The sequence below is a fragment of the Niabella sp. genome (assembly GCF_030150205.1).
In the GTDB taxonomy this organism is placed as follows: domain Bacteria; phylum Bacteroidota; class Bacteroidia; order Chitinophagales; family Chitinophagaceae; genus Niabella.
Window position 1 is genome coordinate 212,567 of sequence record NZ_JASLGT010000002.1, and the last position, 16,756, is coordinate 229,322.

Here is a 16,756-nt window from a genome sequence, read left to right on the forward strand (position 1 = left end):
GAACTTTATCCTAAACCCAGGGTAGCCGATTTTATGGAAACGGAACATTACACCGTATGCATCAGGAATCATTGAAGACCAAAAAATAAACAAAGGATAGCGTATTTCTTATACCTGTGTTTCAGGCTGTCCGGTTTCCGGTTGCTGAAGCTGTGCATTATTGACTGCATCGTTGCGGATCAGTTTGGTAATTTTTTTTTGCAGATCCCGGATCTTTTTGTACAGAACAATGATGGTAAGAAACAGGAAAAGAAAGGTAAAATAAAAAAGCAGGTCCACCCCGCGGTTTACACCAACCAGGTGCGCAATGCCCGTAAGCTCATCGGGAAAGACGATGATAAATACGCATGCCAGGAACAAAAAAAGGATGAGTAATTTATTGGGTTTGAAGATACTGGTGATATATAAGGTCATCAGCGAAACGCAAATGATCAGTATGATTTGAATGCTGTTCATTATTTAAAAAATTTATTGATCAATATCTGACGCAGGATCTTCACACTATCCAGGTTTTGCTGCCCTTTTTGAAGCGAATAACTGGTATAGGTGATCACCACAGGAAATTCAGCATATGCCAGTTTATGCGCTTTGATCTGTATCAGGATCTCGGTAGCATGGGCCATTCCATTTTCGTTGAGATGGATGGCATAAGCCGCTTTCCGGTTCATTACGCGAAAACCATTATGCGCGTCGGTGAGAAAAAGCCCGGAAAACAAATAATTAACAAGCCGGGCTATTTTTAAAAGAAAGGTCCGGGTTTTAGTCATATTGAGTGCCTTGGTTCCCAGGAACCGGGATCCCAGCGCAATATCCAGGTTGGCGGAAATCAGGAACTCCGTCATCGGGTTGATCTTTTCTGCGGGGTGCTGCCCGTCTGCATCAAAGGTTACAAAATAATCACAATGCGCAAGGGTTCTTGCAAAGTTTAACCCGGTTTGAATGGCGGCTCCCTGGCCCAGGTTTACGGCATGACGCAGATAATAGATGGGCAGGTCTTTTACAATCTCCCGGGTATTGTCGGATGATCCATCATCTACAAGTACAATGGTATATCCATATGCGAACAGGCTGTTAAGTGTTTCCCTGATAACGCCCGCCTCATTATAGGTAGGAATCACCACGCATATAGATTTGTTTAAAGACATCCGCGATTAGTTTTATTTTATATACAAAATTAGGCGATCTGTGCAAGATTGTGCCATTTGGGTTAATTTTGCGGCCGTTAATTCCCGTCTGCCAATCCCATATCCCGGCATTGGAAAGATAAATCTACAGGAAAAGAAAGCGACTATGACCAAAATAATTGGAGATCCGTTAAATACGAAAGAGCGTAAAAGTTTGATTATAGCCGGTGTTGCGCTGCTCGTTCTTTTAATTCTTGCCTATGCCAATCATTTCGACAATGATTTTCATTTCGACGACAGTCATACCATTCAGGAGAATGTAGCCATTCGTAAGCTTAGTAATATCCCGGAGTTTTTTACCAACCCGGATATGTTTAGCGCCAGCACCAATCACCGTGGCTTGCGCCCCTTGGTAACCACTACGTTGGCCATCGATTACTGGCTGGCCGGAGGTTTACAGCCGTTCATGTTTCAACTTTCCACATTTCTTTGGCACATTGGGTTGTGTATTATGTTGTTTTTTATGTACCGCAGGCTGGTCGGGAAGGTCAGTACACACAAGTGGACTCCATTTATCGCATTGATGGGTGCTGGCTGGTTTGGACTGCATACGGTTATTGCTGAAACCATCAATTATGTTATTTCCAGGTCAGATGTGCAATCAACTTTTTTTATTGTGGCTTCTTTCCTGATGTATATAGCCTATCCCCAAAAAAGAAAGTATGGATTGTATATCCTGCTGGCAGTACTTGGGGTTTTCGCCAAAGAAACGGTTCCGGTGCTGCCTATTCTCTTATTCTTTTATATCCTGCTTTTTGAAAAAGAACTTTCGCTGTATGATCTTTTCAAACGTTCAAATATTAAAAAAGTAGGAAGTACGATCTGGTCCTTGTTGCCATTGGTGATATTGGTAGCTGGTACGCAGTTGTATACGCTTTCCAGGATGTCGCAGGCTTCTGCCTCTCATGGCATGTCGAACCCCCTGGGATATAATTTGCTTACGCAGACCTATGTTTGGTTACACTATTTCCGGTCGTTCTTTTTGCCTTTTGACCTTAGCGCAGATACCGACCTGGGTGTGATTACCAATCCATTTGATTGGCGCATTATCGCAGGTGTCCTGTTTGTGATTGCGTTGATCATTACTGTTTTTAAAACTTCCCGCCGGGCCGAAACCCGGCCTATTGCCTTTGGTTTGATCTGGTTTGCAGCTTCCTTGCTCCCCACTTCACTGGTGCCTTTTGCCGAAGTGATGAACGATCACCGGATGTATTTTGCCTTTGTTGGGCTTACCTTAAGTGTTGTTACTGCTTTGTGGCTTTGGGTTATCAGGAGGGAGTCATTCTTTGCCAGGAGTCGGCATTACCGGTATCTCATCACGGCGGCCTTTTTAATAATTGCTGCGAATGCATTTGGCGTATATAAACGCAACCAGGTATGGGATACCGAAGAAACGCTGTGGAAAGACGTAACTGAAAAAAGTCCCAATAATGGGAGAGGGTGGATGAACTATGGGCTAACACTGATGGCAAAGGGTGATTATAAGCAGGCTGCAGTGATCTTTGCTAAAGCAAGAGACCTGAACCCCGGGTATAGTACGGTATACACGAACCTGGGCATTGCCTATGGTGGGCTGAAGGAGCACAACAAAGCCATAGAGAACTTTTCAACAGCCCTGAGACTGGCGCCGGGGGACGATGTAGGCTACAGCTATTTTGGCCGCTATTTTCTGGAACAGCACCGCTTTGAAGACGCCAAAAATATGGCGGAAAAAGCCTTGGCGATCAACAACCGGTCGTATATGGCTTATGAGGTATTAATGGGAGCTTTGCAGGGGCTAAGTATGTGGGATGTCTTAAAACAAACGGCTACAGCTGCGCTTCAGTTAAACCCCGGCGATGCTAAGGCTTTACAGTATTTACAGGCAGCTCAACAGCGGAAAACAGTTGCCCCGCTTCCTGATGATGTGGTGAGTGCCGTTTCTGTAGTGAATTATATCAATATCAGCCTGGAACAATACAATGCAGGGAAGTATGAAGACTGCATCAATACCTGCAAACAGGCATTATCGGTGGATCCGGACAATGCGGATGCCTACAACAATATGTGCGCGGCTTACAATATGCTAAAAGAGTGGGATAAGGCGCGACAGGCTTGTCTGAAGGCCTTGCAATTAAACCCCAATCATCCGAATGCGCCGGCCAATTTAAAATGGGCTATTCAGCAAAAATTATAGGTGCTTAAACCTCGTTGTCTGTAAGCCCCTTGCTGTAAAGTTTAGAAATCAGTCGTCCTAAAGACCGGCCCCAAACGGACTGCAGCACGGCCTGTTCCTCCTGCTGGCGCTTTCCTGTTTTGATCTGGTTCGTGGTTTCTGAATCGATATGGATCCGGTGCTGCACCAGTTTTTTATTGATAAAGATAAATGCCCCATCCTGTTTGGCAAGCGTAAGCCAGGCCACCCAATCCAAAACACAGGTATATTCCGGAGAAAAACGCATCCCGTCAATATGCTGCCGGTCGAGAGTTACTGAAGGACAACAAATGGAATTACCCAGGGCCAATACCGCTTTCTTTATAAACTTACTTTGAATGGTACTTTTGAGATGAAAGGGTAGCAGCAGGGCGTCTTTTACAAAAGCATTCAGCGAGCTTTTTCGTTCCTCCCCGTTTACAAGGTCGCCATAATCTGTAAACACCATCAGTGGCCTTTTATTTTGGAACTTTTCCAGTTTTTCGAGTACTTCTTTTGCGAAACCGGGACTGTAGATATCGTCCTGATGGGCGATGGTTACATATCTTGTGGTAGCCTGGTCCATAGCGAAGTTCCAGTCGCCAGCAATAGAGCTGGGCGCATCCGAAACAAAATAAGGGATCGCATTACGGACCGCAATATTCTTTATATAATCAGAAGGAGTAGAGGTGGCGATCAGCACATTGGTTGGAACGGATTGGTCCAGCAGGCTTTTGATACAATGTTCTAAATGCGGCGAATCCCTGTATGCCGGTACTACAAATGTGTGCGCTTTAGCTAAAATCATCTTAATCTATAAACGTTATCGGTAACGGTTCATCGCCATTTTCCTGCTGTCCTAAAAATCTCAAAATCCTGGCATATGACCAGTCAAAAATAAGGGCTACTTGGTAAATGGAGCTGTTTTTTATAAACTGAGTGAGGTGGCGTAGCTTTATGCCGTACGGTAGATGACGGGAGGCGCGCGATTTGACTGCCGGCCGCATTCTTTTCTGTAACCCCGAAACGATTCCAACCATTATCGTTTTTAATTGTTGGTGTAAATAAAAATTTTCCGGTACACAGGAAATTTTTACTTTGAGGATATTTTTTAGAAAAAATCTACAGATGCGCATCCTTCTTCAATATATAAAACCCTATCGCTGGCTGGTGGCACTCGCCTTATTCCTTGCTGCTGTAAACCAGATATTTTCACTTTTCGCACCCCTGATCAGCGGAAAACTGCTCGATCTTTTTGCCACGCACCCGCACCATTTCGATCATGCTAAAACTGCACCGCGTTCGGAACACCAATACCTGTTTGGCGGAAATGGGTATCATGGGTTGCTGTTCTTTCTGGTGCTGCTGATTGGTACGGCAATGGTAAGCCGGATAGCCAAGGCCTTCCAGGATTATTTTGTAAACGTGGTGATTCAGAAGTTTGGCGCTACCATCTTTACAGACGGTCTCAAGCATTCCATGCGATTGCCTTACCAGGATTTTGAAGATCAGCGAAGCGGTGAAACGCTTTCGATCCTTACCAAGGTGCGAACTGATACCGAAAAGTTCATTACCAGCTTTATTAATGTCTTTTTTGTTATTATCGTTAGTATTGTCTTTGTTTCTGTTTACGCCTTCCAGCTGCACTGGTCCATTATGCCGGTGTATGCTGTTGGTATTTTTGCTATTGCCTTTGTGACCAGTTTGCTCAGCAGGCGCATCAAGGTCATTCAAAAAAATATTGTAAAAGAAACCACAGCACTGGCAGGTACCACTACCGAAAGCCTGCGGAATATTGAAATTGTAAAGAGCCTGGGGCTTACAGAGCAGGAAGTGCAGCGGCTCAATAACAATACCTTTAAGATCCTGGGGCTGGAGCTAAAAAAAGTAAAAAGCATCCGGGCGCTGAGTTTTATCCAGGGTACCATGGTAAACTTTTTGCAGCAGGTGATTGCCTTTACATTATTGTGGCTGATCTTTAAAGATGCCATCTCTCCCGGTCAGTACCTCTCGCTCTCTTTTTATGGCTTTTTTATTTTTGGGCCTATGCAGGAGATCGGGAACATTATCATCTCTTATCGTGAAGCCGAAGCATCGCTGAATAATTTTCACAAGCTTATGCAGCGAAAAGCGGAACCACGGCCTGCCAATCCCCGGCAGATCGGGATGATCGAATTGCTGCAATTCCGGAACGTTGTTTTCCGGCATCAGACGGCGCACTTTAACGCACTGAATGATATTTCTTTCACTGTAAAAAAAGGCGAAACGATCGCTTTTGTAGGCCCCAGCGGTTCCGGGAAAAGTACCCTGGTAAAATTGTTGGTAGGGCTTTATCGCCCTGCAAAGGGAACGATTTATTATGACCAGGTAGATGGAGATGAAATAGACTTTGATCAACTGCGGGTGCAGATCGGATTTGTAACGCAGGATACGCAACTGTTTGCCGGAACGATAAAGGAAAACCTGTTGTTTGTAAACCCCGGAGCTACCGACAGTGACCTGAACGATGCACTGGAAAAAGCCAGTTGTACGGGCTTGCTGGCGCGTGCAGAGAAAGGATTGAACACCGTGATCGGCGAAGGCGGATTAAAACTAAGCGGTGGAGAAAAACAGCGCATTGCCATTGCACGGGCTCTCTTGCGGCATCCGCATCTGTTGATTTTTGATGAAGCCACTTCTGCTTTGGATTCGATTACGGAAGAAGAAATAACCAAAACCATTAAGCTGGTTTCTTCAAAGAAGAACCAGATCACTGTATTGATTGCACACCGGCTCAGCACCATTCTTCATGCAGATCGCATTTATGTACTGGAGAAAGGCGAAATTGTTGAAACGGGTAATCATGATGCCTTGCTGCTGCAAAAAGGACTTTATTATGCCATGTGGCGACAGCAGATCGGTGAACGAAAAAAGGAAGCTTATGAGGTCGTTCCTTCTTAGATAGGTTAGTTCCTGCCAATCTGGTGTGTTTTTTTAAAGGGGCTGGCCACTGCTTTTGAGGCATATAAAAAATTGCTTCTCCGGAAAATTATTTTCCAGCCAACTTTTTATTAAAGTGTTGATTTGTAATTATTTAAAATAATGTGTAAAAAAAAATAATGAATAAAAGTTAATATTTTTTTAAAACTTAATATATATTGCACCTACCAATACGTTTTTTTCAGTAATGGGAAGCCGGATAAGTTAACGTGTCATTTGTAAAACATAACTGCGAAAAACTAACAAATTAAACAAGCTGTAATTATCTATGAGTTTTAAAATTCAGATTGTTGATGAGGATAAGGTATCATGGAATTTGCTGAAGTTTAAAATAGAAAGCGTAACCGATAGCCAATTGCAATTCCTGGATTACTGCTCCACGATGGAACATGCCATTGGCGCTATTTTTATGCATCGGCCCGATATCCTGATATTCGATCTTAAACTATTGAAAAACAAAGAATTTGAGATCATTGAGGGCCTGATCAGTCAAAAGGTTTTCAGGGTCAAGATCGTTGTTGTGGCCTCATCCAACCAACTAAGCCAGCTGCAGAACATTATTGATATCGGGGTTACCTCCCTGATCATGAAGCCTATTAATTCGAATGATCTCCGCAAGTCGATTGGCCGGGTGATCGGGCTCCTTCAGGAAGAGGCAAGAGACCTGATCGAAGATCATTTTATTACCCTAAAGGCCAACCGCTCGCTGTTATATGTCAACCAGCGTGATATTCTTTTTGTGGAATCCAACCGGAATATTTGTGAGATCACTTTTAAGGACGGTTCCCAGAAAACGGTCAATGAAAACATTACGTTTATTGATCAGCGCATCCATCTGAAGGAGCTGGTCCGTATCGATAAAAGCACCATCATTAACATTTCAAAAATTGTATATCTTGATAGTGATGTGTTTAACAAAGAGTGTAAGTTAAAATTGACCAACGGGAACGAAATTAACAAATCGCTTAGCAAAATTGGCATGAGCCGCTTATATAAAATTGTGTCAACTAACCGTAAAAACGAAGGACGTATTGTTTTTTGATTGCGTTTCGTCCTTTAAAAATCACTTTATGTCCTTTGTTAGTAAAAGTAAAAACAGAACATCGTATTCTTGTGGCATAATAAAAAAATCAACCCTGCGTAAGCCGAAAAGCAGTTTTTAGAGTAGGCATTATTTAATCATTAACTAGTAAATAAAATTAAATTAAACTTTTATGAGACGTACATTCTTATCCGTCCTAGTTCTAGCCTCCCTGCTTACAGGTTTGGATTCCTGTAAGAAAGGGGACACCGGTCCTGCGGGTCCTGCTGGTCCTACAGGGGCCAAAGGTGCTGACGGCGCTGCAGGTGCCAAAGGTGCAACAGGTGCTGATGGAACTAAGATTTTATCTGGAACCACTGATCCTGGTGGACAATTAGGAGATTATTGGTTCAACCCAACAACTAAAACACTTTATGGACCTAAAACAGCTACAGGCTGGGGTACTGGTACCGTTTTAGGCGGTAATGGTGCTAACGGTGCAACAGGTGCAACAGGAGCAACAGGTGTAACTGGAGGAACTGGTCCTGCTGGCCCTGCTGGAGCTCCGGGTACTGCTGGTCCCGCTGGTGCAACTGGTGCTAAAGGTGATCCCGGAACTCAGTTCCTGAGCGGAGCCGGTGCGCCTTCATCAGCTACTGGTAATGTGGGTGATTACTATTTTGATACAAATACTTCTACGTTCTACGGTCCTAAAGTAGCAGGTGCTACTCCCTGGGTTGCAAACGTATTTCCTATCGGAGCAGCGAATGCTGCCAAGACATTCTACCTCACAGTAGGCCTGGACAAAGTAACTCAGGTTTACCGGAAAAATGGTCAGGATCATAAAGCTGAATTTGATAAGGGTGAAATCAGTGCCAGCCAATTCTATTTTAACGCGGATGATAGGAACCGTATTTCAAGGTATCCGGGCTGGGGATTAAACCGGGAGATGATCTTCGAAAGTGTTCCTGGTTCTGGTATTTTTGACAAAGTACCTCAGTCTGCAAACGATTTCGGATATAGCCAAGCTGAGCTGGATGATCCGATCTTCCATTTAGGTGGTGTAAACGGTTGGGCAAGAGTAAATATGAAATTCCGTTATACACAGAATTTCTCCGGTGCTTCAAACTATGATGGTACACTTTCTTCTGGTACTCAAGAATTTACCCTGAGCCAGGTGGATATCAACCGTATGAAAGAAGCAGCAGGTGAAGGGTTTAAATACTGGACCTATGCGGCTTTTGCTTATTCAAGCAGCCCGGCAACTCCTACTGTTCATAATCCAGACCTGAGCAAGGTTGCTGATGGAGATCGTATTAACTTCTACAGGATCAAAAATGCATCTGTTTTTGAATTGGCAGATGCACAGGCAAATACTCAGGGTAAATACCATGCAGAATATTCCGCCGAAAGCTATCTGAATCTGAATACAATCGCAGGTTTAGGCGCCAAGCTGGAAAAATACAAGCAGGATGGTAAAGTATTCCTGAAATACCGCTACGTAAACCCATTGACTGGCAATACCATCTTTGCAACTTCCAGCAAATTTGGTGATGATACTCCTGCTGGTAGTGGTTCTTATAACAATGGCAACCAGGCTGGCTGGTACGAAGCAACTCCTTACCTGTATAACTATACCCTGGGTGGTGTTACTTACGGTCCCGGAGATGTGATGACCACGCAAACCTGGCCAGCAATAGGTGGTAGTGCATCTTTGCATGGTGTAACTGTAGCTGGTGGTGGTGTACAAGGTTTTGATGTATTCAATCAAGGATACCTGTGGGGTTACAATGTGAATCCAGCGGTATATGCTGAAGCTGGTCCATACCCTTCAACAAACCGTACTACACAGCATTTTGGAGGATATACTCATAAATACTGGATCCTTCAAGATCAGAGCCTGGAAGTTGTTGGTAAATCAAATACTATCGCAAGAAGTGGTGAGTTCCGGGTTAACTGGAAAATCCAATCTGGTAGCAACTGGGGTGATACTGCAACCAAAGTTCCTTTTGGTCCTATTACACTGGTGAATCCTAACAACTCTATCAACCCTGTTGATGATAGCTGGGTTGGTGGTAACTATTACACCGGTATGTATAACTACTACAACCCACTGTTAGGAGTAGGTAATACTACCATCCCTTACTGGAAAGATGGTGTACCTGCTAACAACTACTACAGAGTAAATGCCAACAACCTGTTTGGTTCAGTGCTGGGCACTGCTGTAACAGTAGGCCATCCTGCATATGCTAACTTCCTGAGCTACAATGTATTGCCGGAAGTTCGCATTAAGAACGGTAAGCCGGCAAGCTGGTTCCAAGGCAAACCACTGGTTCAGGTACAGGTGTTTGTAATCCCGGGAGATATCGTTAAAGCTGCTGCTGCAAGAGGTATCAACGTGAACAACGCTGCTGCTCTGTCTCAGTTCGCTGATTCTTACGGAAAATAAGATCAATATTCTCCTCAGCAATCTGGGATTGTTGAATAAAGAATAAGATTTATAAAAAGAGCGGTCTCAATTTTGAGACCGCTCTTTTTATATGTATATCCAGGGTTTGTAACCTGGATTATATTACATGGTGTTGATGAGCAGAATAAATGCTGAGGCAATGGGATTGATTAGTAAAATGAATGGGAGCCCGTGGCGTTGTTCGGACTGCGGATCCGTTTCGCAAATAGAAGTTGAAAGGGATGTTGTGCCTCCTGAACTATAGTTGGTTTTTCGTTGTCTTTGAAAAGTTAAAATCGATACTTTCAATAGCGGTGCGCTGAGGGGGGCAGGAACTTAACTGGTTTGTTGTGTGGGCGCTTCTGGCTATAGGGGACGACCCGGAGCGTCGTCAACACCGAACGTCGTTTTACTTTCCGGTTGTTGGGCTATCCCAATCCTGCGCTTCTATCTATTGTGCATTTCCGGGAAGATCGGCTTCTTCCACATCATTTAAATAATGTGCTGCTTCATACGTATAAAATACGCGCTATGGGGTATTGCCAATGAGCATGAACTATGCTATCTTGGTATTACCAAATGAACAACGTCTCTAAACCCCTTTTTATACCAAATTAATGAAACATCATGAAAAATCTAGCTGTATTATTGTTGGCGTTAGTCGTAGTATTAACCACTGCCTGTTCGAAATCTGCACTTACCAATGCCGAAAATGCAACCCGGGGGTGTCCTGGAGGAGGCTTATGTGACGGAAATGCCAGCCAGACACAAGGTATGCGGGTCGGTGAAAGTATTGCCCCTCCCCCCATTGTATCGGGCGGTGTTTATCACATCGTATCAGCACTGGACTCAAATTACGAGATTGGCGTGGATACAACTTCCTATTCACCTGTATATCCGGTAGACGGGCTTTTACAACTGGTTAATAACGACAGTATCTCAAGGTTCTATTATGCATGGACACTCAGTGGAAGTTCAATAAGTTATACCATGAACTTCTATAACCTTGAATATGCCATGGCAAATATTAGTGGTACTCTTAGATTGAAATATTACAGCTCTTCGGCACCTGTATGGAAATTTATACCGACCGATGATGGCTACTACCGGATAGAAAATTCTGCAGGCAGTATATTGACCATACCGGGTTCAAGTCCAGGCACCGGAACGCAATTACAATTATCAAGCACCTTAGGCGGTTTAAATCAAAAATGGCGGTTGATTCCTATTCTTCGAGTGAGTGACCCTGCTGCAAGAGAAACAATGACGATTGTTTCAGATGGCTTTACCGGAGATGTAGTTTTGACAAATCAGACCACTCTTGCACAAACAACCATCAGTAATATTGTGCCGGGTACTTCCAGGACCTTTTATGTTAATACTACATATCAATATACCTTTAGTATTAGCAAAAGTTCCGGATCTTCTACCACCTATGTATCAATGAGAAATCTTGGAGGCATCCGGAATTGGTCTTTCAGCGGGTCTTCCTATACTACGGATAACTATAACACCTGGACCTATGGAGGTCCCTATGTTTTAAAGCTATCTGTCAACGGTCCCTGGTAGGGCGCTCCCATGCTGATATATAAGTTGCGGATCCTGTTTTGAAGTAAATAAGGGCGTCTACTTCAAAACGGGATCATTGCTTTACTGCATATGAATATCTGCAGCGAGGCACCCGTCAGAAGCGGTTTTGAATACTGTATGCGTTAATAATTAGCAAGCAGTCATGAACGCAGCGGCTGTCTGCAGAAGCGTATCATGTATTTGATGACTGCTATGGAGGAGTGCGCGGATAGAGGGGCTTCATCGTAGCGGAGGAAAGTGCGCATCCTGCGATTCCGTAGCTGCCTTTGTAGCGTTTGATGAAAGCAGCAGCCATTTCCGGCCTTAAAGCAACTCCTTTAGTGTATCTATCGTACGATCGATCTCTTCCTTTGTATTGTATTTGCTAAACGAAAACCGGACCGGTACCTGGTCTGCAGCACTGTTTAATGCTGCAATTACATGAGAACCCTGGCTGGCCCCGCTGCTGCAGGCACTTCCGCCTGATACGCAAATATTATGAATGTCGAGGTTGAACAGCAACATTTCCGAACGGTCCGTCTGTGGAAAGGAAGCACTCAACACCGTGTACAGGCAGCTGCCGAACGCATCCCCGTTAAAAGTAACCGAGGGGATCTTGCTTTGAAGTTGCTCCGCCATATATTGTTTAAGTTCGCGGATATAGGCGGCTTCTTTTTCATAGTGAAGCATCGCCAGGTCCAGGGCTTTGGCAAAACCAACAATGCCATACACATTTTCGGTTCCGGCCCGCATATTGCGTTCCTGTCCGCCACCAAAAATAAACGGTTTGATCTCCAGGTTGCCATTCACGTACAGCATGCCGGAACCTTTTGGACCGTGAAATTTATGACCAGACGCGGAGATAAAATCAATATCAATGCGTTGCAGATCGATGGGGTAATGTCCAACAGTCTGTACACAGTCCGAATGAAAAATGGCGCCGTATTTCCGGCATAAAGCGCTGACGGCGTTAATGGGCAACAGGTTCCCGATTTCATTATTGGCGTGCATCAGGGTAACCAGGCATTTGCATTCCTGGCTGGCCAGTTGCTCCTCCAGGTCCTTCAGATCTACATGCCCGTTGGGCAATAGTTTTACAAGGCTAAAGGTAACGGCATTGCTATTACTGTAATGTTCTACGGTGTGCAGTACCGCATGGTGCTCGATACCGGAAGTAATGATATGCGTACAACCCAGGTCCCGGATCGCAGCGTTGATCGCGGTATTATTGCTTTCTGTTCCGCCGGAAGTAAAGAAGATTTCTCCGGGTTTTACATTGAGATGTTTCGCTACTGTTTTGCGGGCGGTTTCTACTGCCAGCCGGGTTTCTCTTCCGTAAGAGTAAACCGAAGACGGGTTGCCAAACCCGGAGGTCATATAGGGTAACATCGCATCCAGCACTTCCTTGTCGAGGCAAGTGGTTGCGGCATTGTCTAAGTATATTTTTTCCATGAACGCTTCTTCCTTTTGTCCGGTATGTCTCCTCCCGGCGAAAATGATCGCAAAGTTAATGAAGCAATCGCATATGAGTTTTGTAGACTACGGGGAATAAGTTCCTGGTTCCGATATCGCATTCAGCGTCAGACCTGAATCTAACGTTAAATGTTGAACCTAAACCTGGAAACAGGGCGCTGGCCGGTTCTACCCCATATTCTCTTTAATATCCTGCATCAGTTTCTGTGCGATATTTTTGGCTTTTACCTCAAAATCGCTTTCAGAGTAGATACGGATTATGGGTTCTGTATTCGACATTCTTAAATGTACCCAGTCTTCATCAAATTCAATTTTAAGACCATCTTCATCATTCAAAGGAAGTTTGCTATACTTTTCTTTGATACGGGCAAAAATGGAAGGGAGGTCGGTACTTTTATCCAGCTCGATTTTGTTCTTGCTGATGAAATAATCGGGGTACACACTGCGTAGAGATTTAATGCTTCCTTTGTGATGTGCAAGATGGCTCAGGAACAGGGCAATACCGATCAGTGCATCACGGCCGCAATGAAAGTCGGGTACAATAATGCCCCCGTTGCCTTCTCCTCCAATCACTGCATTAACCGCCTTCATTTTTGACACCACGTTTACCTCTCCCACAGCAGAAGGGTAGTAAGCTCCGCCATGTTTCAAAGTGATCTCTTTCAATGCCTTGGTGCTGCTCATATTGCTTACGGAATTGCCCTTGCGTTTTGAAAGGATATAATCCGCAACGGCTACCAGCGTATATTCTTCTCCAAACATACTGCCATCTTCATTTACAAAACAAAGACGGTCAACATCCGGGTCTACGGCAATACCAAGATCTGCCTTTTCTTTAACCACTACGCTCGAAAGTTCCGACAGATGGTCGGGCAGGGGTTCCGGGTTATGTGCAAAATTGCCGGTTACCTCGCTGTTCAACACAACGACGTTTTCCACGCCCAATGCTTTCAGCAGCGCCGGCACAAAAATGGCCCCGGTAGAATTAATGGCATCTACTACTACCTTAAGATTTTTCTTTGCAATCGCTTCTTTATCTACCAGCGGATAAGCCAGGATGGCATCAATATGCTTTTGCATATAGGTATCGTTCTGCTGAATGCTGCCCAGTTTGTCTACCGGTGCAAACTCAAAATTTTCCGCTGCTGCAATGTCCAGTAACTGCTTTCCCAGGTCTGCAGAAATAAATTCGCCATCCTTGTTCAGCAATTTCAGTGCGTTCCATTCCTTGGGGTTATGACTGGCGGTAAGAATGATACCTCCGTCTGCCTTTTCCATGGGTACGGCCATTTCAACCGTGGGGGTAGTACTGGGCCCCAGGTCAATCACATCGATGCCTAAGGCATTAAGTGTTGCTGTAACCAGGCTGCTCACCAGCGGACCGCTGATACGCCCGTCACGTCCTACCACAACTTTTATTTTCTGAGATGGCGCTGCCTGTTTCAGAATGGAGCCATACGCTGCTGTAAACTTAACCACATCTACGGGGGAAAGTGTTTCCCCGGTCTTTCCGCCAATAGTTCCACGGATTCCGGATATACTTTTTATAAGAGACACAATATGCTGTTTAAAATTTTAGAATCAGGGCCTGAATTGAACCTTCGCAGGCTTCTTGAGCTTGCAAAAGTACGCTGCTTCCGCGACATTCTTTTAGATATAACATTACTTTTATGGAATGTGATGATGTCCGGATTAGATGCCTGGCTGCCTTTTAAGCGCTGTTTGAAAGGCATTTTTATTGCAGCGGACACCGTTTAGCCAGAAAATTTCATGAAAACCGGCAAAATACAGCCTGCTCAAGGCATTTTTTTGTTATTCAGCAAAAGATACTGGGCTGTTTGATAATAAGCGTCCGTTAGTTTGCTCATTTTTTTACGCACGGAATCCAGGACCTGCCGGGTGTATACGGTCGTTGTATCAAGCGGCGTAAGGTCTTCTTCCGCAAAGTCGAGGCTTTTTACATAATAAAACTGATCATTTACAATGCCGATTTTACCGGCAGTATTGGTTATGAATGCGAGGTTTCTTTTTTTATCGGGAGCCAGAAGATCGCGGCCCAGGGTAAAATTGTCATAAGGGCGTTGCAGCAGGCCCGCAATCGTAGGCAGCACATCAACCTGGGAAACGGTTTCCTTTCTTTGCTGAGGGGCAACCAAATGAGGCGCATAGATCAGGAATGGAACATGCTCGTCAGAAAGCCGTTGGGTGGTCCATACAGAAGGATATACACTGGTGGCGTTACCGGCTACACCATGATCGCCGATAAATACAAAAATGGTATTGTGGAAGTAGTTTTCCCTTTCAGCAGCCTCTATAAATTTTTGAATGGAATAATCGGCATACCGGAAGGTATTGTATTCTTCCAGGGATTCAAATCCGTTCGCCTCCAGTATTTCTTTCGGAAACGCTTTTTTTTGAAAATCGTGATCGGTCTCGGGGATGGTGTAGGGCCGGTGGTTATCTGAGGTTTGTATGATGGCAAAAAAAGGGTGCTGCTCCTTTTTAAAAACAGTATTGGCTGCCAGGAAAAGATCCTTGTCGCTGATGCCCCAAACATTGATTCGCGGTGCGTTGATCGTTTGTTCCGTATGCAGCTGGAGATTGCTGATGTTCATGAGCAGACCTTCAAAATTATTGAACCCCGGGTCGCCCCCAAGGAAATAATGTTTGGAATAATCGGTAAACTCATTCACAATGGTGTTTTGATCAATGGCCTCCGGGTTGCGGGTTGAAAATTTAAACAGCTGCACATCGGGGATGCCGGTTAATATAGCAAACAGCCCGCGGGCTGTAGAGAAATGCGGTGTAAAACAACGCTCGAAAAAAATGCTCTTTTTGCTCAGTGAATCAAAATAGGGCGAGGCATTCAGCACATTGCCGCTCATGCTGCTTTTGTACATACTGTATGATTCGCAAATAACCAATACCACATTGGGTTTGCTTTCAAGACCGGCACTGTGGGGCGCAACGGTGCGTTTAAAGCCAAATGGGGCCTTCGGAGGAAACTGTAAAAATTCCGCCATAAGCGGAAATGACTCGCGGGCGCCTTTTTCATTGGTTACCGGTTTCCGGAATTGCATCGTTGAAAAGAAGTTCTGCAGCGGGTTTAAGGCCAGGTAGGTTTTAAAGCTGTCCTTTAGTGCAAAAGAATCTTTCCATTTTAAGGGTTTATCATCGATCCTGCCATAAATAAAAAGCCCCAGTACCAGTGCCGTTACCACAAAAGGCATTTTGCGATGCATAATGGCTTTTCCGTCTGTAAGGTTGATCACCTGCCAGTGGCTTTTGTTAAGCGCCCATTTAAAGCAGATGACCGCTGCTGCCAGGCCTACCAGGATCCAGATCAGCGGATAGGTTTGCCAGATCATGTTCAGGGAAATGCCGGGGTCTTCCACAAAATTCATGGCACCGGCATCCAGTCGTGTACGGTTGTAGGAAAAACTAACCATATCCGCAATAAAGAACAGGAACACAAGGAAGGTAATCACGGCCAGGTACCAGGTCCAGATACGTTTGTTTCGTGCAGAATAAAACGGGGAAAACGAACGATGATAACTAAAGAGGATCACCGGCAGCAAGAAAATAGCGATCCACCGTAGATCATACTGAACACCCAATACAAACGAGGGGATGCAGTCATCAAAATCAATGCCCGGAGGATTGAATGCAAAAAATGTGATGAGCCGGAAGATAAAAAATAAGGCAAATAGTACCAGTCCGGTGTTTATAACCCATAGGATCGTTTTCGGTATTTTTAGCCGCGCTAACATGAAGCTGCAAACTTAGTTAAAAGTTTCAGGTTAAAAACCTAAAGTTCCGGATGCGGCGGCCTGGTTTGATACCTGCTGATGCATGCTAAATGCTAAGTGCTATTGAGACTAAGGGGCCCATGGAGTGACAACAATTAC

11 protein-coding genes are annotated in these 16,756 nt (G+C 44.6%); 5 read left to right on the forward strand and 6 right to left on the reverse strand.

The features are described 5' to 3' along the window. Positions 1 to 108: 108 nt before the first annotated feature. The gene (locus tag Q1V85_RS01500) at positions 109 to 456 is read right to left on the reverse strand and encodes a DUF2304 domain-containing protein (protein ID WP_300596704.1); all 348 of its coding nucleotides are present in this window, start codon (positions 454 to 456) and stop codon (positions 109 to 111) included. Next, positions 456 to 1,145, reverse strand: coding sequence for a glycosyltransferase family 2 protein (locus tag Q1V85_RS01505; RefSeq protein WP_300596706.1), 690 nt, complete (start codon positions 1,143 to 1,145; stop codon positions 456 to 458). Before Q1V85_RS01505 ends, Q1V85_RS01500 begins: the two co-directional genes overlap by 1 nt. Positions 1,146 to 1,290: 145 nt before the next feature. On the opposite strand from Q1V85_RS01505, the gene Q1V85_RS01510 reads away from it, so the two are divergent. Then, positions 1,291 to 3,360 carry a tetratricopeptide repeat protein gene (locus Q1V85_RS01510; RefSeq protein WP_300596708.1) on the forward strand — a complete coding sequence of 690 codons (2,070 nt, stop codon included), beginning with the start codon at positions 1,291 to 1,293 and terminating at the stop codon, positions 3,358 to 3,360. Positions 3,361 to 3,364: 4 nt separating this feature from the next. Here Q1V85_RS01510 and Q1V85_RS01515 read toward each other — a convergent pair whose 3' ends face one another. Next, positions 3,365 to 4,165, reverse strand: coding sequence for a glycosyltransferase family A protein (locus Q1V85_RS01515; RefSeq protein WP_300596710.1), 801 nt, complete (start codon positions 4,163 to 4,165; stop codon positions 3,365 to 3,367). Positions 4,166 to 4,485: 320 nt separating this feature from the next. Here Q1V85_RS01515 and Q1V85_RS01520 point away from each other — a divergent pair, with 320 nt between their 5' ends. From Q1V85_RS01520 to Q1V85_RS01535, 4 genes are all read left to right on the forward strand, one after another. Then, entirely contained in the window at positions 4,486 to 6,297 is a 1,812-nt protein-coding gene (locus Q1V85_RS01520) for an ABC transporter ATP-binding protein (protein WP_300596712.1), read from the forward strand. Between the two features lie 307 nt (positions 6,298 to 6,604). Then, entirely contained in the window at positions 6,605 to 7,378 is a 774-nt protein-coding gene (locus Q1V85_RS01525) for a LytTR family DNA-binding domain-containing protein (protein ID WP_300596714.1), read from the forward strand. Between the two features lie 172 nt (positions 7,379 to 7,550). Then, positions 7,551 to 9,806: a hypothetical protein gene (locus tag Q1V85_RS01530; protein WP_300596716.1), complete on the forward strand. Its 2,256-nt coding sequence runs from the start codon at positions 7,551 to 7,553 to the stop codon at positions 9,804 to 9,806. A 627-nt stretch (positions 9,807 to 10,433) separates the two neighbouring features. Further along, the gene (locus tag Q1V85_RS01535; protein ID WP_300596718.1) at positions 10,434 to 11,375 is read left to right on the forward strand and encodes an RICIN domain-containing protein; all 942 of its coding nucleotides are present in this window, start codon (positions 10,434 to 10,436) and stop codon (positions 11,373 to 11,375) included. Positions 11,376 to 11,699: 324 nt separating this feature from the next. Here Q1V85_RS01535 and Q1V85_RS01540 read toward each other — a convergent pair whose 3' ends face one another. The 3 genes from Q1V85_RS01540 to Q1V85_RS01550 form a co-directional block, all read right to left on the reverse strand. Next, positions 11,700 to 12,827 carry a cysteine desulfurase family protein gene (locus Q1V85_RS01540; protein ID WP_300596720.1) on the reverse strand — a complete coding sequence of 376 codons (1,128 nt, stop codon included), beginning with the start codon at positions 12,825 to 12,827 and terminating at the stop codon, positions 11,700 to 11,702. A 189-nt stretch (positions 12,828 to 13,016) separates the two neighbouring features. Beyond that, entirely contained in the window at positions 13,017 to 14,405 is a 1,389-nt protein-coding gene (gene glmM, locus Q1V85_RS01545) for a phosphoglucosamine mutase (RefSeq protein WP_300596722.1), read from the reverse strand. A 239-nt stretch (positions 14,406 to 14,644) separates the two neighbouring features. Then, on the reverse strand, positions 14,645 to 16,618 hold the full coding sequence (locus tag Q1V85_RS01550) for an LTA synthase family protein (RefSeq protein ID WP_300596724.1): 1,974 nt from the start codon (positions 16,616 to 16,618) through the stop codon (positions 14,645 to 14,647). Between the last annotated feature and the right edge of the window lie 138 nt (positions 16,619 to 16,756).